A 21,268-nucleotide genomic window follows, 5' to 3' on the forward strand; every position below is an offset into this window, starting at 1 on the left:
AGATGTGAATGTTTTCACAAAGATAGTTCGCTCTTGTTTCAAAGTAGAAAGAGGTGAAATAAAAATGAATCTACAAAAAACTGAGGAATTATACGAAATTGAAAATCTATTAGAATTACGTATTTTTGCGTACGATATTTTACGAAAAGTTTTTCTGGCTGAGCCCACAAAAGAATTGGTTGTTCAATTTCAAAATGGAATTATTAATTTTTTTCCATTTAATGAAGAAGATCCACAAATCAAAGAAGGGATTGGCCAAGTCAGCCATTTTTTTCAAACCTTTGATATGGATAAGAATTTTGATGGTTTGCATTGGGATTATACAAGAATGTTTATTGGCCCATACAAGCTCCCTGCTCCAATCTGGGAATCTGCCTATCTAAATCGGGAAGGCCTTCTTTTTGCAGAGGAGACATTAGCGGTTAGAAGACTATATCTGCAATACAACCTGCTGTCTTTACAGTATGGCAAAGAAGCGGATGACCATTTAGGATTAGAGCTTGATTTTATGTATCAGTTAAGTACATTGGCAAACAACCATGCTCAAGATGAGAATAGTCAGCTATTACAAAAGGTATTGGCTGATCAATATGAATTTTTAAAGGAACATCTTTTAAAATGGATCCCAGCTTTTGGTAAAAAGGTAATCAAGCATGCTGAAACTGATTTTTACAAAGGCATGGTGAAAATCCTCAATGGATTTTTAACAATAGATAAAATTTGTTTGGAGGAGCTTTTTACCAGTTATAAACAATAAATGGAGGTGTTTTTATGTCAAATCTTCTAAAAAAGGCCATGGATTATAAATTCAGCCGTAAAGCCTTTTTAGGTTGGTCTGCAGCATTAACTGCTGCAGCGTTTGTCCCGAGTTATGGACTAAAAAAGATTACTCCAGAGGCCGCAGCTGAGAAGTTGAAGGATGAAGGCGAATGGGTACCAGTAGCTTGTTGGCATAACTGTGGAGGACGCTGCTTGAATAAGGCGTTAGTTGTTGACGGAGTTGTGGTCAGACAGAAAACAGATGACACCCATTCAGACAGCCCGGATTATCCACAGCAAAGGGGCTGCCATCGCGGACGCTCTCAAAGACACCAAGTATTTGGGCCAGACCGTCTGAAGTATCCAATGAAGCGGAAACACTGGGCCCCTGGCGGCGGCAACAAAGAATTGCGCGGAAGAGACGAATGGGTTCGTATTTCCTGGGATGAAGCGTTAGATCATGTCGCAACTGAATTAAAGCGCATCAAAGAAAAGTATGGAAATGAATCAATTCTTGGAACAAGCAGGCTGCTTAACTTTTACGGTGGTGCCCTTGTAAGATGGGGGTCCTCTTCATCAGGTGCATGGGGAATTCCTCAGGAGACTATGACGGGATTCTTCTCATGGGCAGGTAACGACAGATTAGATTGGCGAAATGCAAAATTGATCGTTATGTGGGGATCCAATCCGGCCCGGTCGAATTTGGGAAATCCAACCTACAATCTGTTACAGGCAAAAAAAGCCGGCGCAAAATTTATTTTTGTTGATTCTAACGTCACACCATCTGTCAAAACATTGGCAGACGAATTTATTCCTTGCCGCCCGGGTACCGATACGGCACTCTTGCTGGCAATGGCGTACCATATGATTGAAAACAATCTTCAGGATCAGGATTTCCTTGATCGCTGCACGGTTGGCTTTGATAAGGATCATATGCCTAAAGGTGCCGATCCTAAGGAAAACTTCAAAGATTATGTTTTAGGAACGTATGATGGTGTTCCGAAGACTCCAGAATGGGCATCGGAAATCTGCGGTACAGATCCTAAGGTGATCAGAAGTTTTGCCCAGGAAATTGCAACAACGAAACCAATGATTTTCACTTCATCCTTTGCGCCTGCCCGTACGTACAGAGGACAGCAATACTGCCAGGCCTTCCTGACCGTCGGCTGGATGACAGGAAATGTCGGAAAACCGGGTGCCGGCGTATGGACGATGAATTATGCGTCAAACCAAAGTTACGGTGGAAAAACGCTCGTTATGGGCGGAGATACGGGACTTCCTCCTGCAGTAAATCCGTTATTCCCGGATGCCACTTACGGTGCTTATGACGGATATCGTTGGGCGAATCCGACCAATCCTAAAGCCCACGGAATGGCTTATTGTGAAACCTATGATGCCATTTTAAATGGTGAGTACACAGGAACAAAAGGCGTCGGCGGAGGCAAAGTGAAGTGTGATATTCGGATGATTTGGCTGGTTCGTGACGGAAGCGGCTATAATTTCTTAAACCAATCCTCCGATATTAACAAAGGAATTAAAGCTTTCCGTAAAGTCGATGCGGTCTTTACCAATGACATTGTTCTGTCAACGATTTCGAAATATGCGGATATTGTCTTGCCGACAACAACCCCATGGGAAAAAGAAGGAACCATTTTACAAGGTAACCCGGAAGCGATCTTCGTTTTCAAAAAAGTAGTGGAACCGCTTTTTGAAGCGAAAACTGAACAATGGATGGATGAGCAGCTTGCCAAACGGATTGGGTTAGATCCGAAGAAAGTTTATCCAATTTCGGAGAAACAGCAATTCTTCAACAGCATTGTCGGTGCTCAAGTTATTAAAGCAGATGGGGTTAATTACGAGCCGCTGGTAACGATCACGCAAAAAGATATTGACGAGTGGGGCGTGAAGGGTAAACCGCAAATAGGGAAAATTTCCCTGAAGGAAATAGTGGAAAAAGGTGTTTACCAAGTGCCGAGATCGCCTCATGACAATCTCACGGTGATCCAAGGAGAAGATTTTGTAAAAGATCCGAAAGCAAATCCGATTACGACGAAGAGCGGCAAGTTGGAAATTCACTGTCAAGCTCTGTCTGATAAAATTGCGGCCTACGGTTTAACAACGATACCGCCAATTGCTAAGTATCAACCGCCGTTGGACGGTTACGAGGCTACTTTTAAAGATTGGAAAAATAAAGTAAAAGGAAAATACCCATTCCAGCTGATTACGATGAAATACGGAAGACGGTCTCACTCCGTATTTGACAACATCCCGCAGCTTCGGGAAGCGTATCCTCAAGATTTCTGGATGAATCCAAAAGACGGAGAAAAGCTGGGCCTGAAGACGGGAGATACGGTACTGATCGAAAGTGCTTATGGAAAAGTAATCCGCCCGCTGACTCTTTCAGAAGCGATTATGCCAGGGGTAGTAGCTCTTGGGGAAGGTGCATGGGTAGAGATTGACGAGAAGACCGGCATTGATAAAGCTGGTGCCGTGAACGTTCTTTGCGGAGCGCGCTTAAGTGGACAAGGGGAAGAACCTTGGAATACAACGATTGTCCATGTTGAGAAATATAAAGGCGAAGCATTATTGCCAGATGATCAGTGGAAACAGAGAATCATATTTTAGGAGGTGACATCTTATGGGACAAAAAGGTTTTTATTACAATTCGCAGGTTTGTACGGGATGTAAAGCATGCCAAATTGCTTGTAAAGATAAAAATGATCTGGACGTAGGAGTTCTGTTTAGAAAGGTATATGCTTTTGAAGGTGGAACGTTCCCGGATGTATGGGGGTATTACCTTTCCTTAGGATGCAATCACTGTAAAGATCCTAAATGTGTAAAAAACTGTCCTACCGGGGCTATTTACAAACGTGAAAAAGATGGTTTAGTCGTTCAAGATCATGAAAAGTGCATCGGCTGTAAAATGTGTGTATGGTCTTGTCCGTACGAACGGCCGCAATACATTGAAAAAGAAGGTAAAGTAGGGAAATGCAACGGCTGTGCCGATCTTGTGGATAAAGGGCAAAATCCTGCATGTGTCGATGCTTGTCCAATGAGAGCAATTGAATTTGGAGACATCGATGAACTTAGGAAAAAACATGGTAATCTTTGTGACTTGAATGTATTGCCGGATTCCAGTATCACGCATCCTTCCATTACCATTAATGCCAAGGAAGAGGCTAAAAATAAAAACGTAGTAGGAACAAAATCATATTAAAAAGGAGGTTTCCTATATGTTCTCTGAAGAATGGCCGTTGCTGACATTTACACTCTTGGCACAGTTGGCTGTTGGCTCATATATCTTTTTTGTCATTATTCGTTCTTTAAACAAGAAGCTGGGAATGAACCTGGGTATTAATGTTACGAAACGTGGAATCTTTTTTGTTGGTCCGGTGATGGTGTTAGCTTTCATCTGTGCCGTTTTTCACTTAGGTACGCCACTGGGAGCACCTCGTTCGCTTTTACATCTGGGTTCGTCCTGGTTGAGCAGGGAAATTCTTTTTTCGGGAGCATTTCTGATTCTTTGGATTTTCTCTTATTATTTGGATCGTAAAGGTGCCTGGAATCAAACGATTGGTTGGATCACTTCTCTTGTCGGGATCGGGGATATATATAGTATGGCAAGTATTTATGCCAACTCTATTCGGCCGGCTTGGACAGATGTAAATACTTATATCGCCTTTTATGGGACAACCATTGTCTTTGGAGCTGCAGCTTCCATGGCAGCCATCCTGTTAAGCAAAGTCGAAAAGACAGAAGGGCTCATGAGCATAGCCAAGAGGATTGGCTTGGTTGGACTGGCAGCCATCGTCCTTCAGTTAATTTATCTGCCTGTATATGTTGCCGGATTATCCGTTCATGGAGGAACAGCAGGTGTTGAATCTGCAAGCTTATTAACTGGAAACTATGCTGTTACGATTCTTTTTAGATGGATTTTATCGATTGCCGGATTAGCAATTATTGGATCCGCGTTTTATCGGAAAGTTAGCCCGAAAACACAATCGACCATCTGGTATGCTGCCTTAACTCTTGTGTTAGTCGGTGAATTTTTAGGCAGATACATTTTCTATGGAACTGGAATATCGATTGGTATTGGTTCTTAAATAAATTTGAGGGGGGATTTTCATCCCCCTTGGGTTGCCGCTTAATCTACAAAACAATGGGGTGAATGTGATGGGCTTATTCAGTAAATGGGTGGAAAGTCTAGCATATGAATATGAAATATTACCTTCCTGCACACGATTGGTAAGCCCTCGTTCACACTGTGAAAAATGTGTGGAGAGTTGCCATCATCAGGCGGTTTCAATCATAAACGGAAAACCCGCTATTAATCATCGAAAATGTGTGGAATGCGGAAAGTGCATGTCCGCGTGTCCTGTTCAGGCCGTGGCAGGTATTTATCCCGAGAGAACGATTATTCAAAACCAGTTGGTAATGAAAGGACAAAACATTCCTACAGTAATAGAATTGCTTATTCTATATAAACAAGGAATTAAAGAGGTTATTGGTGAATCACCGTCCCAGGTAAAGTTATGGAGGCAGCCTGTGGAAGAAGCCAATTCCATCTTAAATCAATTGGGTGAAAGGCCAATTTCTATTTCGCTAAAATCAGTTGAAGATGAAGTGTATTATTCAAGGAGAGAAATTTTTACACTTTGGAAAACAGAAGCAAAATCTGTCTTGAAACAGGTTGTCCCGGCAAGGATGCGTTTTAACCAAAATGCTTTGGATTGGCAAAAATATTATCAAGATTATCAGTTTACAAGAGTTACTATCGATCAAGAAAAATGTATACTATGTGGGGCCTGTCAAAGTCTTTGTCAGAAAAAATGTTTGGAAATTCAGGATGACAGCTTTATGATTTCTCCACAGGGCTGCTCAGGTTGTCAACTTTGTGCGGATGCATGCCCCGAACAAGCGATTCTTGTAGAAGATAGGATTTCCAAAAAACAAGAGACGAGGCTGCCAGTCTTTCAAAACGTTTGCACCGCTTGCCATCAGCCTTTTACCACATTACGGGAAGATGATGAAAAGTGTGTAGCTTGTGTAAAGCGTGAAATGTATGTAAAAAATAGAAAGTTGGGATGAACATGCTATCTAATATTGGAGTTCCCGGACTCATTCTAATTTTAGTTTTAGCATTGATCATTTTTGGACCTAATAAACTTCCGGAGATCGGTAAAGCCGCTGGTCAAACATTGCATGAGTTTAAAAAATCTACAAAAAGTTTAGTAGATGATGAGGTTAAAAATACTATAAAAGTTACTAAATCTGATAAAAATGATAAGTTCATTTCATAAAAAGATATGATAATGTTTGATGTGTACAGAATCTGGCCTTTAGAGATTCTGTCTATTTAACATCAAAAGAAGGTGTCCTCATGTATACAACCATTACCAGAGAAAATATTAATGAAATCCGTAATCCAAGTTTTCGCAACTATGCTTCAAGATATTTAGATATTGAGGATCAGACCAATCGACTCATTGAAAGCTTTGGTCTCCCATTTACGAAAGCATTGAGCTCGATTACGAAAGAAGAAATTATTAAGGATAAAGTAAAATCCAGAAATGAAAAAAAGAGTCTTTATTTAAATTGGGTTTCACCAGCATGCCGGGCATGTAAAAAAGCTGAAAAAAGCCTGACAACATTTATTTCCTTTAAATGTCCGAAAAATTGTTATTTTTGCTTTAATCCAAACCAAGAAAATTTTACAGCTTTTCGTGTGAAGGAACATGATCCAGTTTTTGAACTGAATCAACATCTTGAGCACGGTGAAAGATTTGATCATATTGCTTTAACAGGAGGAGAGCCGCTTCTTCATCCGACAAAAACAGTAGAATTTTTTCAATTCGTTCATGAAAAATCAAAAGGCTCCTATACGCGTCTTTATACTGCAGGAAATTTGCTGACTCCTGACATCTTACGTTCCTTAAAAGAAGCCCATCTAAACGAGATTCGCTTTAGCATCAAACAAGAAGAAACAGAGGATCAAATCGAAAACTTGTATCGGATCATGAAGATGGCAAAAGAATATATTCCAACGGTCGTGGTCGAAATGCCAGTGATCCCAGGGACATTGGAACAAATGAAATCTATTTTGCACCGCTTAGACGAAATTGGTGTGAACGGCATTAACCTACTGGAATTTTGCTTTCCGATGCATAATGCTGAGGAATTTAACAAGCGCGGCTTTGAACTCAAATTTCCGCCATACGAAACTTATTATAATTATTGGTATGCTGGAGGTTTAGGTGTTCATAAGAGTGAAGAGGAATGCCTGCAATTACTGCAGTATGCATCCGAACAGTCATTCAATCTGGGGGTTCATTATTGTTCGTTGGAAAATAAGCATACTGGCCAATTATATCAACAAAATAAAAATGTCCGTTTATCTAAGCTTTATTCTTTTTCAAACACTGATTACTTTATTAAATCTGCAAAAGTATTTGGAAAAGACAAAGAAATTGTGCGAAAACGGCTGCAAAAGCATGGAATATCCTATTTTGAACAAAACGAAATGTATGATTGCTTACAATTTCCTTTATCTGCTATTAAATACTTGAAAGGAACACCAGTGGATATCGCGATTTGTTCATTTGTATCTGAAGTGCAGGGAAAAGAAGAGATTTTACGTGAAGTGAAAGTACAATGGACTATTCCTAAATAATATTTTGGATTGTTCGTAAAATAATTAGGAGTGATTACGTATGTTATCAAATATCGGAGTACCAGGTTTAATCATGATTATCATTTTGGCTCTCATTATCTTTGGGCCGAAAAAATTGCCGGAATTGGGCCGTGCCGCCGGGCAAACATTACGTGAATTTAAAAATTCTACTGCAGGACTGATTGAAGAAGGAAAAGAAGAAGATCATTCCGTATCGGAGCAATCAGAAAAAGAAACAAAATCTATATAATAGGAAAAAGGGAAAACAAACTCATAAACAAAGTGAAGTTTATGAGTTTGTTTTTTTAAAAGATAAGAAATGAACTGCACCCTTTCAAGTAGCTTGATCATGATATTTTCTCCTTTCGCTACCCTAAAAACTACTTTATCCACTAATCATATATCGGTTTTCAAGCCAGAACAGTGAATGTCACAGAATTGTAATTTCCTCAGGTTTATGCGTCACAAATCTGCCAATATTTTTGGACAGAAGCACAAAAATGATGACGATTATTCGTGTGGTCGGGCCGTACCCTAATCCAATCAAAAAAATTATAATAAGAATGCATAGCAGAAAATGTGAAGTATTTCACAAAAAACTTTGTTCATCCAGAATAGATCTTTTTAAAAAGATATACTGTTCAGATAACATCATTCCTTTACGGCTAAGGTATTTGGCAAGGAGCGTAACACTGTTAGGAAATTAATGGAGAAACATCAGCAGCTAATTCGCGAGGTGAAGCTTGAGTGGACAACGCCTAAGAAGTTTAACATTACGGAGATTTAATTCATTTTTGCAAAAGAGGAGTGATCATATGGAACTGATAACAAAATCCCTGCCACTTGAAGAGATTGAAAATGTTTTGTATGCAAGGCAATTTGCTTATGATATTTTGAGACGTTTTTTTGTCGAAGAACCATCGAGGGAGTATATAAGGCAATTTGTTCAAAAAAATATGATTGATTTATTTCCGTTTAAAGAAGATTCACCGGAGATCCGGGAGGGGGTAGCGGCTGTCAAGGATTATCTTGCCACTCATGACGTGGTGAATATTGAGAGCCATTATCAACAATTGCATTGGGATTATACGAGAATGTTCATTGGCCCGTTTGCACTGCCAGCATCGCCATGGGAGTCTTCTTATGTGAGAAAGGATGGCCTGTTATTTCAAGGAACAACGATGGAAGTCCGCAAGCTTTATGATAAATACGGAGTTGCAGTTCGCGATTTTAACATTGAGGCGGATGATCATGTTGGTCTTGAGCTTGATTTTATGTATCACTTAAATGAGCTATGTTTATCCCTTTGCCAGGAAAGTGACTTTGAAAAAATAAAAGAATTAATAGAGGAACAAAGCAAATTTTTACGAAACCATCTTTTACTTTTTGTTCCGCAGCTTTGTGAAAAAATGATTTCCGCGGCTAATACGAGCTTTTTCGTAGGGATGGCCAAGATTTTACCGAACTATTTAAAATTTGATTTAGAGGTTCTTCATGAACTTTTAAATACTGAAATTCACTAAAGGGAGGCTAGACGAAAAATGATTGATTTAGTTAGCAAAATTAAAGATTTCAAAATGACAAGAAGATCATTCATCGGCTGGAGTTCAGCGCTTGCAGCAACAGCTGCGATTCCGCTCGGCCGCGGATTAGTTGCCAATGCCCAAACCACGATTGGAACAAAGGAAAGCGGCGGCGAAGGCGTTTGGAAGACGGCTGCTTGTTGGCATAACTGCGGCAGCCGCTGCTTAAATAAGGTGTTGGTAAAAGACGGTGTCGTCATTCGCCAAAAAACGGACGATACTCATACGGACAGTCCTGATTATCCACAGCAGCGCGGATGTTTGCGCGGACGTTCGCAACGCCGCCAAGTATTTAACGCAGACCGCTTGAAATATCCAATGAAGCGTAAGAACTGGGCACCCGGCGGAGGCAAAAAAGAACTTCGCGGAAAAGATGAATGGGTTCGGATCTCCTGGGATGAAGCCCTTGATCATATCGCATCAGAAATCAAGCGGATTAAAAACAAATATGGCAATGAATCCATTTATGTATCTGGTGGTGCTGATATTGGAAACGTGTTGTCAACAGTCGGCGGCTACACGGCAAGCACCGGTACGATTTCTTGGGGTGCATGGCTGTACACTTATGAAATGTTGGGTGTCGGTGAAGGTCTTTACGTAAATGCCATTAATGACCGCCTAGATTTACGCAACTCACAATTAATTGTGCTATGGGGAGTCAATCCTGCATGGAGCACGATGGGGAGCGTGACTTATAATTATTTGCAAGCTAAAAAGGCAGGAGCCCGGTTTATTTCGATTAACCCGCTGTATACTGATTCGGCTAACGTCTTTGATGCAGAGTGGGTTCCAATCCGTCCTGGTACAGACGATGCTCTGGCAATGGGTATTATGTATACATTGCTAAAAGAAGATAATCCACATACTAACCCATTGGTAAAATGGGATTTCTTAAACAAATATACGATTGGTTTTGATAAGGACCATATGCCTGCAGGGGCTGATCCAAAAGATAATTATAAAGATTATTTGTTAGGTACGTATGATGGTGTGCCAAAAACGCCTGAATGGGCAGCTGACATCTGTGGTGTCGATCCAAATAGAATTCGTTCTCTTGCCCGTGATATCGGCGGCACCGAACGGGTTGCGTTATTAACAGGCTGGGCACCAGCACGGATCAATAATGGAGAAGGATGGGTACAGACTTTCTCAACTTTAGGAATGATGACTGGACATATGGGCAGTACCGGCAACATGACGGGTGTCAGCTGTTGGGAGTATGCCGGAAATAATGGTCCAATGTTGATTACTGGTGGAGATAGCGGCTTAGTACCAGTTCCGAACCCTGTGACAAATGTCATCAATGAAAATCAAATTTGGGATGCGGTCCTCAACGGGAAATTTTTGCAAAAAGGTGAAGGGGAAAAGAAAGTTAATATTCAAATGATTTACCATAACTACAATAATCATTTGCAAACAAGAAGTAATATCCCGAAAGGCATTGAAGCACACCGCAAAGTTGAGTTTGTTGTTGCCAATGGTTATGCGTTAACGACGGTTGCCAAGTATGCGGATATCGTGCTTCCTGTGGCAACGCAATGGGAAACCGAAGGCGCTGTTCGCGGCGGCAACCGGGAAATTCTGATTAACTGGTCCAAGATCATCGAACCATTATACGAATCGAAAACAGACCAAGAAATTGCTAAAGCATTATTGAAGAAGTTGGGTCAAGATCCAAATGCTGTTTATCCGATTTCCGAAAAACAACAATATTTCAACCAATTAGCTGGCAGTAAGGTAGTAAAGGATAACGGGGTTGATTTTGAACCTTTATGTACAATTACTGAAAAAGATATCAAAGATTGGGGTGTAGTAGGAACACCGCAGAAAGGAAGGATTCCACTTCAGGAGTTTGTTAATCAAGGAATCTATCAAGTGCCGAGAAAACCTGGCGATAACTTTGGTTTTATTGCTTATAAAGACTTTATTGATGATCCGGTTGGACATCCGGTATCCAGTGAAAGTGGAAAATTTGAAATTTATTGCAAAGCACTGCATGAAGCATCGAAAAAGGCCTTTTCGGAAATTTCACCAATTCCGAAATATGTGCCGAAAGTAGATGGCTATGAATCTACTTTTGCAGATTTTAAAACGAAGAAAAAGGGAAAATATCCTTTCCAAGTTTTTAATCCACATTATTTAAGACGTTCACACAGTACTTTGGATAATGTGCCTCAGTTGCGTGAAGCATGGCCGAATCCAGTTTATATTAGCAAGAAGGATGCAAAGGATTTAGGAATTAAAGATGGGGACACTGTAATGCTTTCCAATGAGCATGGAAAAACACTGCGTCCTGCTAAAGTGGTTGAAACGATTATGCCGGGAACAGTTGCTCTTCCGCATGGAGCATGGGTTGATATTGATGAAGCGACTGGCGTTGACCGGGCCGGTGCTGACAATATGCTAGTTAGTTTCACTCCAACGGGTCTGGGAACATCCGGTTATAATACCGCCCACTGCAATGTGGAAAAATGGACTGGTGAGCCTCTCCAAGAGGATGTCAAGTGGGAGCAAAGGATTATTAAATTGTAAACGAAGGAGGGCGTAAACCATGGTACAAATGGGTTTTTATATAAATGTCGCCGAATGTGTAGGCTGTAAAACATGTACAATTGCCTGTAAAGATAAAAACGATTTAGAAGTAGGAAGAAATTTTCGTAGAGTTTATGATTTTGAAGAAGGAAGCTTTCCAAAGCCATCGATCTGGCATGTTTCCATTTCTTGTAACCACTGCGACCATCCGGCATGTGTAAAAGGTTGTCCAACAGGAGCTATGCACAAGCGCACAGAAGATGGTGTCGTGGTCGTTGACCAAGATAAGTGTGCTGGCTGCCGCTATTGCCAGTGGAACTGTCCGTATGGAGCGCCTCAATATAATGCCAAAATTGGCAAGATGAGCAAATGCGATACCTGCCTTGATTTACGCGAGAAGGGAGAAGAGCCGGCTTGTGTGTCTTCTTGTATTATGAGGGCCATTGAGTTTGGACCTATCGATGAATTGCGGAAAAAATATGGAGCCAATGCTGACATTAAAGGCTTACCAAGCGCCTCGATTACGAAACCTAATTTAGTTATTCATGCAAGAAGCAATATCAATTAAGGAGGGGAAACCTGATGAATGAATGGGCGTTATTAATCATGACTGTTTGTGTGCCAGCAGCAGTCGGGGGCTTCCTGTTTTTAGGATTATTCCATAAGCAGCTGGCTGGTAATGATGGATTTAAAGTAATGAAATTATCTTTAATTGTACTTGCAGCTGTATCGATTGTCGGTTTATTTGCCGCTTTCTTCCACCTAGGGACACCAAGCCATGCTTTCTATACAATTTTAGGATTTGGCCGCTCTTGGATGAGTAATGAAATTGTCTTTACAGGGGCATTTATTGCACTGGCTTGTATCACTGCTGGCTTAGCAATGGTTCAAAAGCGAATAAATCCAACACTGATATTGTTAACTGCGGTAGTTGGCTTAATTGATGTTTATTGCATGGCGAGCATTTATGCGGTGACCCGTGTGAATGGCTGGGGAAACATCAACACTTATCTTGTGTTCTATGGAACGGTATTTACACTCGGACCGGTACTGGCTGCCAGTCTCCTAGGCGCTACTGTTGAAAGTGAACCTGTTACAAAAATCCTAAAATGGGCTTTTGCCTTAGCTGTTTTTGGGATTTCCATTCAAATCATTGGCACAGTCATTTTCTCTGTCTCGCCAACTGACGTTCAATTAATCAATGGAACTACAGCAACGGAGCATCTGACAGGCTATAGCAGTATGATCACCAGCCGTTGGATATTGGAAATAATCGGGCTTGCTGTCCTCGGCTTTGTGTCAATGTCTTCGAAAAAAAGTGCATTTACGATTGTTTATCTGGCATTAGTAGTTTTACTTATTGGTGAAGCTATGAGTCGTTATGTTTTCTATGTTTTGGGGGCATAAGTTAAATCTATTTTCAAACAGAAAGTGAAATACTTGCTTTCTGTTTGGAAAAAGGATGACTTTAAACATAAATAATAAAATGAGGTGGAACCAATGGGACTATTAGGAAAATGGATTGAGAGTCTTGATTATCAATTTGAAATATTGCCAACCTGTACTCGCCATAAGAGTCCCCGTTCTACTTGTCAACGATGTTTTGATGTTTGTAAGGAAGCAGCCATTTCAATCGATCATAATATACCTATTATTTCACCCAAAAAGTGTATCGAATGCGGGAAGTGCATGGCTGCTTGTCCTGTTCAGGCGATTGCGGGAATTTTTCCTAAAAGAACGGTAGTTAATAACACTCTCGTGATGACGAGTGCTGATTTTCCTACCGTAAAGGAGCTACTGCTGCTTTATAAAAATGGGGTTAGAGGAATTATTAGTGAAAATCCAGAGAGGCTTGAGGACGGTAAAGAAGTGATTGATCTCGCGAATTCGATGCTGGAGCAACTTGGAGAAGAGCCTTTTACCGTATCGACTGATCCGTTCGAGAAAGCTGAAAAGGTTTATTCGCGAAGAGAGCTGTTTTCCGTTTGGCATCAGGAGAGCCAATCACTTATGAAACAAGCAGTCCCGGCAAAATGGCGGTTTAACCATACCCAGTTGGATTTGGCAAAATATTATCCTGATTTTCAGTTTGCAACTTTATCAGTTGATACAAAGAAGTGCACACTGTGCAAAACCTGCGAGTTTTTGTGCGAAAAGAACTGCCTGACGATTTCGGAAACAGGGTTCACAATCAATGCTCAATCTTGTTCGGCATGTCAGCTCTGTGTGGATAGTTGTCCGGAACAGGCAATTATAATAGAAGAAAAAGTTTCTCAGGTTTTTGATGTTCATTATCCTATATATCAAAAAATATGTCCTGTTTGCGGGCAGCCATATGCAACATTGCGTGAAGATGATCAAAAATGTGTTGCTTGTACAAAACAGGAAGGCTTCCTTTCCCCTGTTTACATTTAAAATTTTAGAGGAGTGATTACGTATGTTATCAAATATCGGAGTACCAGGTTTAATCATGATTATCATTTTGGCTCTCATTATCTTTGGGCCGAAAAAATTGCCGGAATTGGGCCGTGCCGCCGGGCAAACATTACGTGAATTTAAAAATTCTACTGCAGGACTGATTGAAGAAGGAAAAGAAGAAGATCATTCCGTATCGGAGCAATCAGAAAAAGAAACAAAATCTATATAATAGGAAAATTTTACTGGAATACTATACACGAAGTGATACTTTAGCTGGGAAAGAGAAATCCTCTAAAAATTGGACAGACAGTGAAAAAAGCCCGCCATTTGGCGGGCTTTCAGGTAGCTTGTTCAGTCATAACCAATTTTTGTTTTTGTTTAAATACGATTTTTGAGAGAGAAACGCTTATTTCATAAATAAGAATCAGCGGTACGGCAACGGAAAGATGGGAGATAAATTCTGGCGGTGAGATAAGCGTTGCAATGATTACCAAAATAAAATAAGCATATTTCCGTAACTTTGCCACCGTATAGGGATTGACAATCCCTAAGGATGTCAGGAACATCATGACCAGCGGCAGTTCAAAAGCAATCCCGAATGGCAGCGTAATGTTTATTAAAAAGCTAAAGTATCTATCGGCAGTAAAATTGGTGATCATCATTTCTTTGCCCAAGTTGGTGAGAAAACGTAAAATGTTTGGGAAAATAAAAAAGTATCCAAATGCAATTCCGGCAATAAAGAGCAGGAATAAGGCAGGAATATAACTTAATGCCAGTTTCCTTTCATTCGGGTGCAACGCCGGTTTAACAAATAACCAGATTTGCCAGGCGGCAATAGGGACTGTACCGGCAAATGCAATAATTGAAGCCAGCTGAAAATATACTTTGACCACATCACTTGGCCCTAATACTAGAAGTTTGCCATGATAATCCTTCATTAGGAATAAATAGATATCTTTCGTATACATCAGCCCAATTGCGAAAAAGATCACAAAAGCGACTCCGGTAATGATGATTCTTAAACGTAATTCCTCCATATGTTCAACTAGATTCAATTCTTTTTCTACCAATTTCAATCCCTCTATCTGTAAATATTTTCATAAAGTTGAAAGACTAGTTTAACCACCGATAAAAGACATTTCAATTTTTGGAAGGCTATGAGTTGTTACGGTTTTTCTTTCTTCAGAATATCTATCTGTCCTTTGTGACCAAATATCCATAATTCTATGCCGTAGCTGCTCATCGGTTGCTCCGTTTCGCATAAAATCTCGAAGATTGTGACCGTTTCCGTTAAACAAGCAGGTGTAGATCTGCCCGCTTGCAGATAATCGGGCACGTGTGCAGCTGCCGCAGAAGGCTTCGGAGACGGAAGTGATAAAACCAACAGACATGTTTGAATCTGTATATTGATAGAGTTTTGCAACTTCTCCGAAATATGTCGGTTCGAGAGCTTGGAGTTTAAAATGCCTTTTTAAAATTTCATAGATTTCTTTTTTGGTGACAACATCATCCATTTTCCAGCCGTTTGTTGATCCGACATCCATAAATTCAATAAACCGAAGTTGGATGCCTTCTTTTTTGCAAAACTCAGCCATCGGTATAATTTCCGAATCGTTGACGCCTTTTTTTACTACCATATTGATTTTTATTCCCAAATCCACTGCTTTTGCCGCGGCAATCCCATCGAGAACTGGTTTCGTCCCAATATTTCGTCCGTTTATTTTTCCGAACAATTCATCATTTAAGCTATCAAGGCTAATATTGACGCGTTTTAATCCCGCTTTTTTCAAATCAGCTGCCAGTTTTGCCAGAAGAACCCCATTGGTAGTCAGGCCAATATCCTCCAACCCCTCAATGCTAGAAAGCTTTTCAACGAGACCAGGCAAATCCTTGCGCAGTAAAGGTTCTCCCCCGGTCAACCTGATTTTGGTAACCCCAAGTCCAACAAAAATAGTAGCTAATCGTTCTATTTCTTCAAAAGTTAGCAAGGCCTCTCTCGGAAGGAACACAAAATTAGGCCCAAATTGGTCTGTTGGCATACAGTATTGGCAGCGAAAATTGCAGCGGTCTGTAACGGAAATCCGTAAATCGTGCAATGGTCGATTCCACTTATCAGTAATCATCGTTTTCAATACCATCAACTCCATCATTTAAAAAACAACCTTACATAGAGAAAACTACAATGTACATCCAAGTCAGTAACAATAACATTCCCCACTTATTCTAACCTGAAAATTACTATATTCAACACATTAATAGTGACAGTTCCGAAACCAAAATTTGAAGAAATTATGGCTATTAATTATGTTTTCTGAAAGTTTATCAACTTGAGAAAAAGTCACAAAAGTTTAACGAAAGTTTGAGTACCTTTTGGATATAATAAAAAAAGTATATAACTTCTTAAACAGACTTTTTTACTTGAATTTCCTCTATGAATATGAAAAAGTGGAAAAATATAAAGGAAAGTGGAAACTTATGAACTTTGAAATTTTAAAAGAGCCAATTGATATCCAAACGGTTATTAATAAAGTTATTCAACGGGAGGCCGGTGCGATTACGACATTTATCGGGACGGTCCGCGAATTTACAAATGGGAAAAAGACATTGTTTTTAATCTATGAAGCCTATGAAGAAATGGCCGTGAAAAAGCTTGAACAAATCGGGCGCGAAATTGAAGAACGCTGGCATGGTGCAAAGGTTGCTATCACCCATCGCATCGGTAGATTGGAAATCACTGATATTGCCGTGATAATTGCTGTTTCTACTCCGCACCGCGCCGATGCTTATGAAGCCAATCGTTATGCGATTGAAAGGATTAAAGAAATTGTTCCAATCTGGAAAAAAGAGCATTGGGAAAATGGTGAAGCGTGGATTGGCAACCAGCTCGAGACAGTCAGTTACCCAGCTGGTAAGCCAGAGAAAGGTGAAATGTATGAATAAAGTGTTGTTTTTTGCCCATTTGCGTGATGCTGTTGGCAAAGAGTCGGTGATGATTGATGCCGCTGGGAATACGGTTGCGGAGCTAAAAGCCAAATTAACAAAAGTCTATAAACTGCCAAAAATGGACGTGGTCATGACTGCGATCAATGAGGAATTTGCACAAAATGACGAAATGATCCAGGAAGGTGACACAATTGCCTTCATTCCACCAGTTAGTGGCGGTTGATGACGTATATAGAAGGGATCTTTCAGATGAATGAACGATATTCACGGCAGATTCTTTTTCCGGGAATCGGAAAAGAAGGTCAGGAAAAAATAAGCGGCAAACACGTTCTTATTATAGGTGCAGGGGCGCTTGGTGCAGGAAATGCTGAAGTTCTCGTCCGCTCAGGTATAGGAAAAGTGACGATCATTGATCGGGATTATGTAGAGGAGAGCAACCTGCAGCGTCAGCAGCTTTATACGGAAGAGGATGTGGCCGAAAAGCTGCCAAAGGCTGTGGCAGCGAAGAAGCACCTTGCGATGATTAATTCTGCAGTTAAGGTTCAGGCGCATATTGGTGATGCCACACCTGAGGTGCTCGAAGACTTAACCCGTGGCGTTGACCTCATCATGGATGCTACTGATAATTTTGAAACAAGGATGGTCATCAACGATGTTTCCCAAAAACTCCAGATTCCTTGGATTTATGGGGCTTGTGTCGGAAGTTTTGGCATGAGCTTTACCATTGTTCCGGGAAAAACTCCATGCCTTAACTGCTTATTACGAACAATCCCGTTGCAGGGACTGACTTGTGACACGGGCGGGATTATTTCTCCGGCCGTTCAGATGGTGATTGCCCACCAAACAGCGGAGGCCTTAAAAATTCTTGCCGAGGACTGGGATACCTTAAGGAAGACATTCGTTAGTTTTGATTTATGGCGTAACCAATATACAAGTTTGAAAATGTCAAAAGCCATTAATAAAGACTGCTTGTCATGCGGTAGTAATCCCACCTATCCATATCTGGAACATGAAAATAGAACTAAAACAGCGGTGCTTTGCGGTCGTGATACAGTGCAAATCCGCCCGTCCGCTTCAGGTGAGATCTCACTTGAACAACTTGCACGGCAGCTTTCAAGTCTTGGGTATAAAACAAAAGGAAATCCTTATTTACTATCAGTAGAGCTAGAGGGTCGGGAGCGGATTGTTATTTTCAAAGACGGCCGTGCGCTTATTCACGGCACCAAGGATTTAACCCGTGCTAAGACTGTTTATCAAAAAATATTAGGGTAAGAAGTCGTCTATTATATAATGTATATTTGAAAAATGAGCGAATCGCTCCTTGCACCTACATTAAGTATGGTTGGAGTAGAAGAATGTGTATTGAATGTAAAAGGACTGGGGGGATGTTGTCTCCCCCAAGTCAGAAAGGGCTGAAACGGTGAAAAACTCTCCTTGATTTTCCCCGACGAAGATTCAATATCCAGACACTGTAAAAAAATTTGTGCTTATTTATCGCTTTCTCTTAATAATAAACCCATTATCTACTTGATCGAAGCCGATTCGCGGGTAGTACTCCATGGCAATCGGCGAAGATAGTAGAAGTAACATCACTTCCTCACCAATCTGTTCCTGTAGCAAATTCACTAATTTTTTGCCAATTCCACGTTTTTGGTAGTCACGGTCTACCGCCAAGTCGGATAAATAACAGCAATAGCTGAAATCAGTAATCGCTCTGGCAACCCCGACAAGCTTTTCGCCGTCCCAGGCGGTAAAAGTTAAATCGGCATTTGTAATCATTTTTGCAAGCCTTGGCAAATCGTCAACGGGTCTTTTAATACCTGAAGCCTTAAATAGCCGAGAAAGTTCTTCCGCTGTAATCATTGTGTTTAATTTGTATTCAATTTTTTTAGTCATCAAAATCTTCCTCCTTTTTCAAAAGTTTATCGCTAAACTGAAATTATTTAAACCGTAATTTTTTTCTGTGATAATGTATTGAATTTTTAATCCTGGAGAAATATGATTATTTTTGTGCGAAAAATGAAGATTACAAAATGCACCTTCGAGCAGCTATCAATCAAAAGAAAGGCGATATCCTATGGAGAATAAAATTAGCTATATTCCATCAAGATTTAATGCCATGTCAAAAACAGACGATAATGGGATAATTCTTTTCAATAGTTATAATGGAGCCATTGTCCAGTTTTCGGAGGAAGAAAAGGACCACGTCTTGGCAACACTCAAAAGAGCAGGAACCAATGAATTAGCAACAGATGTTCAAAAAGACCTATATGAAAATGGCTTTTTAGTATCGAATCAGGTTGATGAGAACAGGAGGGCGCAATTTCTCCATCAATCACTACACCGCACTGATGTGATGCACCTTGTCCTCATGCCAACAGAGGCCTGCAACTTTCGCTGTACATACTGCTACGAATCCTTTGCCCGCGGGAAAATGAACCGCGATACGATTGCTGGGCTTAAGGCGCTGGTTGATGCAAAAGCAACCAACCTCTCACAATTAAATATCAGCTGGTTTGGCGGTGAGCCTCTGCTGGCGTTGGATGTCATTGAGGAGCTCTCCCATTCCTTCCTGGCAAGCGCCCGGGAAAACAATATTCACTATGGAGCCGACCTTGTGACGAACGGCTATTTATTAACCAAGGAGGTTTTCCAAAAATTGCTCCTTTGCGAAATTCGGCAATTTATGATTACCATCGATGGCATCGGCGAGGTTCATGACAGCCGTAGACATTTTGCTGGTGGCGGTAAGACCTTTGATACCATTATTGAAAATCTTCTAGCCATTAAAGAGGTAGAGGACCAATTCGAAATGACGATTCGGGTAAACTTCGATGATAGTAATCTCGAAGAAATACCCAAACTGATAAAGTTCTTAAAAAATCAATTTGCCGATGATAACCGTTTTGGCATCCTCTTCAGGCCTGTTGGCAGATGGGGCGGCGAAAATAATGATGCTCTTCCTGTCTGCAGCCGGATTATTGCCAATCAAAAAATCTGGGAATTCTCTGATGAGGCGGTAGCCAACGGTATCGGACTAAGCCCCATGGTCGCTGATTCCTTAATGCCAAGCGGGTCGGTATGCTATGCCGCCAAGCCCCACTCTTTAGTAGTTGCCTCCAATGGGCAGCTTTACAAATGTACGGTTTCGCTTGAAGAAGAAAGAAATCATGTCGGGAAAATAAACAAGGACGGCAGTCTTCATCTGGATTATGATAAAATCGCCCTGTGGGTAACATCAGGTGAAGAAACCGATTCCGTCTGTCAGTCCTGTTTCTACCGGCCGGCCTGTCAGGGTAATCACTGTCCGTATTATCGGATGATGACTGGTGAAAGGCCTTGTCCTTATGAAAAAAGAAGTATAAAAAAGACTTTAAAGCTTATTTGGAAAAATAGTTTAAAATAATGATAGTTTTTTTGAAGGGAGGTGAAATGAATGAAGGTTCTACGTCCGGCAACATCTCCTGTCAGCAAATTAGATTCAGGCAGAATTCACAAGTCTGTACCAGGAAACTTAAAATAAGCAGAAGCGGACAGTGACTACCACTGTTCGCTTTCCTATTTCAGTTTCTGTTACCATTCGAATTTTGCCGAAAGATTTACAGATCATTATAATGGTGCAGCTTATAAAGAAACGCAGAGATTGTGCTGTCTGCGTTTTACTGGTTTGATTTTGCCACAAAAGCATTTAGAATTTCGTCAAAGCGGAGTTCCGTTGTTGAGTGATAAATTAAGTCTGCCTGTGCCAAACGATTTTCATCCCCAATACCAACAGCAAACATTCCGGCAGCCTTGATGGCGGCAACGCCAGCTTCTGCATCTTCAATTCCAATGCAGGTACCCGGATTGATCCCTAATTGTTCAGCCGCTCGTAGAAATATTTCCGGGTCCGGTTTTCCGTTTTGAATGGTGGCGGCATCAACAATTGTATCAAATTCACTGACCAATCCTAACCGGTTTATGACGGTAAAGGCATTTTTACTGACCGAGGCCAGGCCGATTTTAATGCCGTTTTGCTTAATAGCGGTAATAAATTCACGGATTCCCGGGAGAATATCATTAGGGGTAATTTCTTCAATTAAACGGCGGTAATGACTGTTTTTCCGCGCTGCCAGTGTCTCCTTTTCCTGGTTGGTAAACTTATTTTGCTTCCCGCCAAATGCCAGGATTTTTTCCAGTGATTCCATTCGGGAAATTCCTTTCAACTCCTCGTTGAATTCCCTTGTAAAAGGGATCCCCAATTCCTCGCCCAGCGCCTTCCAGGCAAGAAAGTGATATTCAGCCGTATCTGTAATGACACCATCCAAATCAAAAATAATTGCCTTCAGTGGTTGTCCCATAATCATCCCTCCCAAGAAAATTT

At 40.8% G+C, this 21,268-nt stretch carries 22 protein-coding genes; 18 read left to right on the forward strand and 4 right to left on the reverse strand.

Features of this window, described 5'->3' with window-relative positions; all coding sequences use genetic code 11:
- Positions 1-64: 64 nt before the first annotated feature.
- The 14 genes from JK635_RS14940 (at position 65) to tatA (JK635_RS15005) (ending at position 14,191) form a co-directional block, all read left to right on the forward strand.
- A complete protein-coding gene (locus JK635_RS14940; protein WP_202654752.1) occupies positions 65-757 on the forward strand; it encodes a TorD/DmsD family molecular chaperone in 693 nt (230 codons plus the stop codon).
- Positions 758-771: 14 nt separating this feature from the next.
- Positions 772-3,384 carry a molybdopterin-dependent oxidoreductase gene (locus JK635_RS14945; protein ID WP_202654753.1) on the forward strand — a complete coding sequence of 871 codons (2,613 nt, stop codon included), beginning with the start codon at positions 772-774 and terminating at the stop codon, positions 3,382-3,384.
- A 13-nt stretch (positions 3,385-3,397) separates the two neighbouring features.
- Positions 3,398-3,976, forward strand: a complete 579-nt coding sequence (locus JK635_RS14950) for a DMSO/selenate family reductase complex B subunit (RefSeq protein ID WP_202654754.1) — start codon at positions 3,398-3,400, stop codon at positions 3,974-3,976.
- 16 nt (positions 3,977-3,992) lie between these two features.
- Positions 3,993-4,862, forward strand: coding sequence for a dimethyl sulfoxide reductase anchor subunit family protein (locus JK635_RS14955; RefSeq protein ID WP_202654755.1), 870 nt, complete (start codon positions 3,993-3,995; stop codon positions 4,860-4,862).
- Between the two features lie 70 nt (positions 4,863-4,932).
- Positions 4,933-5,847 (forward strand): 4Fe-4S dicluster domain-containing protein, encoded by a 915-nt coding sequence (locus JK635_RS14960; RefSeq protein ID WP_202654757.1) that lies wholly within the window; start codon positions 4,933-4,935, stop codon positions 5,845-5,847.
- Positions 5,848-5,849: 2 nt separating this feature from the next.
- The gene (tatA, locus tag JK635_RS14965; RefSeq protein WP_202654759.1) at positions 5,850-6,059 is read left to right on the forward strand and encodes a twin-arginine translocase TatA/TatE family subunit; all 210 of its coding nucleotides are present in this window, start codon (positions 5,850-5,852) and stop codon (positions 6,057-6,059) included.
- A gap of 80 nt (positions 6,060-6,139) precedes the next feature.
- The gene (locus JK635_RS14970) at positions 6,140-7,429 is read left to right on the forward strand and encodes a radical SAM protein (RefSeq protein ID WP_202654760.1); all 1,290 of its coding nucleotides are present in this window, start codon (positions 6,140-6,142) and stop codon (positions 7,427-7,429) included.
- Positions 7,430-7,469: 40 nt separating this feature from the next.
- Positions 7,470-7,679, forward strand: a complete 210-nt coding sequence (tatA, locus tag JK635_RS14975; protein WP_202654762.1) for a twin-arginine translocase TatA/TatE family subunit — start codon at positions 7,470-7,472, stop codon at positions 7,677-7,679.
- A gap of 565 nt (positions 7,680-8,244) precedes the next feature.
- Positions 8,245-8,952, forward strand: a complete 708-nt coding sequence (locus tag JK635_RS14980) for a TorD/DmsD family molecular chaperone (protein WP_202654764.1) — start codon at positions 8,245-8,247, stop codon at positions 8,950-8,952.
- An 18-nt stretch (positions 8,953-8,970) separates the two neighbouring features.
- Complete coding sequence (locus tag JK635_RS14985) at positions 8,971-11,544, forward strand: molybdopterin-dependent oxidoreductase (protein WP_202654766.1); 2,574 nt, start codon at positions 8,971-8,973, stop codon at positions 11,542-11,544.
- Positions 11,545-11,563: 19 nt separating this feature from the next.
- Positions 11,564-12,112, forward strand: coding sequence for a DMSO/selenate family reductase complex B subunit (locus JK635_RS14990; RefSeq protein WP_202654768.1), 549 nt, complete (start codon positions 11,564-11,566; stop codon positions 12,110-12,112).
- A gap of 14 nt (positions 12,113-12,126) precedes the next feature.
- The gene (locus tag JK635_RS14995; protein WP_202654770.1) at positions 12,127-12,951 is read left to right on the forward strand and encodes a dimethyl sulfoxide reductase anchor subunit family protein; all 825 of its coding nucleotides are present in this window, start codon (positions 12,127-12,129) and stop codon (positions 12,949-12,951) included.
- Positions 12,952-13,044: 93 nt separating this feature from the next.
- Entirely contained in the window at positions 13,045-13,959 is a 915-nt protein-coding gene (locus JK635_RS15000; RefSeq protein ID WP_202654771.1) for a 4Fe-4S binding protein, read from the forward strand.
- A 22-nt stretch (positions 13,960-13,981) separates the two neighbouring features.
- Positions 13,982-14,191 carry a twin-arginine translocase TatA/TatE family subunit gene (tatA, locus tag JK635_RS15005; RefSeq protein WP_202654762.1) on the forward strand — a complete coding sequence of 70 codons (210 nt, stop codon included), beginning with the start codon at positions 13,982-13,984 and terminating at the stop codon, positions 14,189-14,191.
- Between the two features lie 109 nt (positions 14,192-14,300).
- On the opposite strand, the gene tatC is transcribed toward tatA (JK635_RS15005), so the two are convergent.
- Together tatC and moaA are read right to left on the reverse strand one after the other, a co-directional pair.
- A complete protein-coding gene (tatC, locus tag JK635_RS15010; RefSeq protein ID WP_202654773.1) occupies positions 14,301-15,032 on the reverse strand; it encodes a twin-arginine translocase subunit TatC in 732 nt (243 codons plus the stop codon).
- A gap of 48 nt (positions 15,033-15,080) precedes the next feature.
- Positions 15,081-16,112 (reverse strand): GTP 3',8-cyclase MoaA, encoded by a 1,032-nt coding sequence (moaA, locus tag JK635_RS15015; protein ID WP_306792951.1) that lies wholly within the window; start codon positions 16,110-16,112, stop codon positions 15,081-15,083.
- A gap of 325 nt (positions 16,113-16,437) precedes the next feature.
- Between moaA and JK635_RS15020 the strand changes: the two genes are divergently transcribed.
- The 3 genes from JK635_RS15020 to JK635_RS15030 are packed head-to-tail and all read left to right on the forward strand — an operon-like array spanning position 16,438 to position 18,177.
- Positions 16,438-16,902 carry a molybdenum cofactor biosynthesis protein MoaE gene (locus tag JK635_RS15020; RefSeq protein ID WP_202654775.1) on the forward strand — a complete coding sequence of 155 codons (465 nt, stop codon included), beginning with the start codon at positions 16,438-16,440 and terminating at the stop codon, positions 16,900-16,902.
- Positions 16,895-17,128, forward strand: coding sequence for a molybdopterin converting factor subunit 1 (moaD, locus tag JK635_RS15025; protein WP_202654777.1), 234 nt, complete (start codon positions 16,895-16,897; stop codon positions 17,126-17,128). The genes JK635_RS15020 and moaD overlap by 8 nt, the downstream gene beginning before the upstream one ends.
- 26 nt (positions 17,129-17,154) lie before the next feature.
- Positions 17,155-18,177 carry a MoeB/ThiF family adenylyltransferase gene (locus JK635_RS15030; RefSeq protein WP_202654779.1) on the forward strand — a complete coding sequence of 341 codons (1,023 nt, stop codon included), beginning with the start codon at positions 17,155-17,157 and terminating at the stop codon, positions 18,175-18,177.
- A gap of 219 nt (positions 18,178-18,396) precedes the next feature.
- On the opposite strand, the gene JK635_RS15035 is transcribed toward JK635_RS15030, so the two are convergent.
- Positions 18,397-18,801 (reverse strand): GNAT family N-acetyltransferase, encoded by a 405-nt coding sequence (locus JK635_RS15035; protein WP_202654781.1) that lies wholly within the window; start codon positions 18,799-18,801, stop codon positions 18,397-18,399.
- A 181-nt stretch (positions 18,802-18,982) separates the two neighbouring features.
- Here JK635_RS15035 and JK635_RS15040 point away from each other — a divergent pair, with 181 nt between their 5' ends.
- Entirely contained in the window at positions 18,983-20,311 is a 1,329-nt protein-coding gene (locus tag JK635_RS15040) for a radical SAM/SPASM domain-containing protein (protein WP_202654783.1), read from the forward strand.
- Between the two features lie 253 nt (positions 20,312-20,564).
- Here JK635_RS15040 and pgmB read toward each other — a convergent pair whose 3' ends face one another.
- Positions 20,565-21,245 carry a beta-phosphoglucomutase gene (gene pgmB, locus JK635_RS15045; RefSeq protein WP_202654784.1) on the reverse strand — a complete coding sequence of 227 codons (681 nt, stop codon included), beginning with the start codon at positions 21,243-21,245 and terminating at the stop codon, positions 20,565-20,567.
- Positions 21,246-21,268 lie beyond the last annotated feature (23 nt).

Origin of the sequence: Neobacillus paridis, assembly GCF_016765675.1 — a bacterium.
Lineage (GTDB): Bacteria > Bacillota > Bacilli > Bacillales > Cytobacillaceae > Neobacillus > Neobacillus paridis.

Bases quoted from the DNA above. Each gene is read 5' to 3' on its own strand.
- JK635_RS14940 (WP_202654752.1), top strand. From the start codon at position 65: ATGAATCTACAAAAAACTGAGGAATTATACGAAATTGAAAATCTATTA.
- JK635_RS14945 (WP_202654753.1), top strand. From the start codon at position 772: ATGTCAAATCTTCTAAAAAAGGCCATGGATTATAAATTCAGCCGTAAA.
- JK635_RS14950 (WP_202654754.1), top strand. From the start codon at position 3,398: ATGGGACAAAAAGGTTTTTATTACAATTCGCAGGTTTGTACGGGATGT.
- JK635_RS14955 (WP_202654755.1), top strand. From the start codon at position 3,993: ATGTTCTCTGAAGAATGGCCGTTGCTGACATTTACACTCTTGGCACAG.
- JK635_RS14960 (WP_202654757.1), top strand. From the start codon at position 4,933: ATGGGCTTATTCAGTAAATGGGTGGAAAGTCTAGCATATGAATATGAA.
- tatA (WP_202654759.1), top strand. From the start codon at position 5,850: ATGCTATCTAATATTGGAGTTCCCGGACTCATTCTAATTTTAGTTTTA.
- JK635_RS14970 (WP_202654760.1), top strand. From the start codon at position 6,140: ATGTATACAACCATTACCAGAGAAAATATTAATGAAATCCGTAATCCA.
- tatA (WP_202654762.1), top strand. From the start codon at position 7,470: ATGTTATCAAATATCGGAGTACCAGGTTTAATCATGATTATCATTTTG.
- JK635_RS14980 (WP_202654764.1), top strand. From the start codon at position 8,245: ATGGAACTGATAACAAAATCCCTGCCACTTGAAGAGATTGAAAATGTT.
- JK635_RS14985 (WP_202654766.1), top strand. From the start codon at position 8,971: ATGATTGATTTAGTTAGCAAAATTAAAGATTTCAAAATGACAAGAAGA.
- JK635_RS14990 (WP_202654768.1), top strand. From the start codon at position 11,564: ATGGTACAAATGGGTTTTTATATAAATGTCGCCGAATGTGTAGGCTGT.
- JK635_RS14995 (WP_202654770.1), top strand. From the start codon at position 12,127: ATGAATGAATGGGCGTTATTAATCATGACTGTTTGTGTGCCAGCAGCA.
- JK635_RS15000 (WP_202654771.1), top strand. From the start codon at position 13,045: ATGGGACTATTAGGAAAATGGATTGAGAGTCTTGATTATCAATTTGAA.
- tatA (WP_202654762.1), top strand. From the start codon at position 13,982: ATGTTATCAAATATCGGAGTACCAGGTTTAATCATGATTATCATTTTG.
- moaA (WP_306792951.1), bottom strand. From the start codon at position 16,112: ATGATGGAGTTGATGGTATTGAAAACGATGATTACTGATAAGTGGAAT.
- JK635_RS15020 (WP_202654775.1), top strand. From the start codon at position 16,438: ATGAACTTTGAAATTTTAAAAGAGCCAATTGATATCCAAACGGTTATT.
- moaD (WP_202654777.1), top strand. From the start codon at position 16,895: ATGAATAAAGTGTTGTTTTTTGCCCATTTGCGTGATGCTGTTGGCAAA.
- JK635_RS15030 (WP_202654779.1), top strand. From the start codon at position 17,155: ATGAATGAACGATATTCACGGCAGATTCTTTTTCCGGGAATCGGAAAA.
- JK635_RS15035 (WP_202654781.1), bottom strand. From the start codon at position 18,801: ATGACTAAAAAAATTGAATACAAATTAAACACAATGATTACAGCGGAA.
- JK635_RS15040 (WP_202654783.1), top strand. From the start codon at position 18,983: ATGGAGAATAAAATTAGCTATATTCCATCAAGATTTAATGCCATGTCA.
- pgmB (WP_202654784.1), bottom strand. From the start codon at position 21,245: ATGGGACAACCACTGAAGGCAATTATTTTTGATTTGGATGGTGTCATT.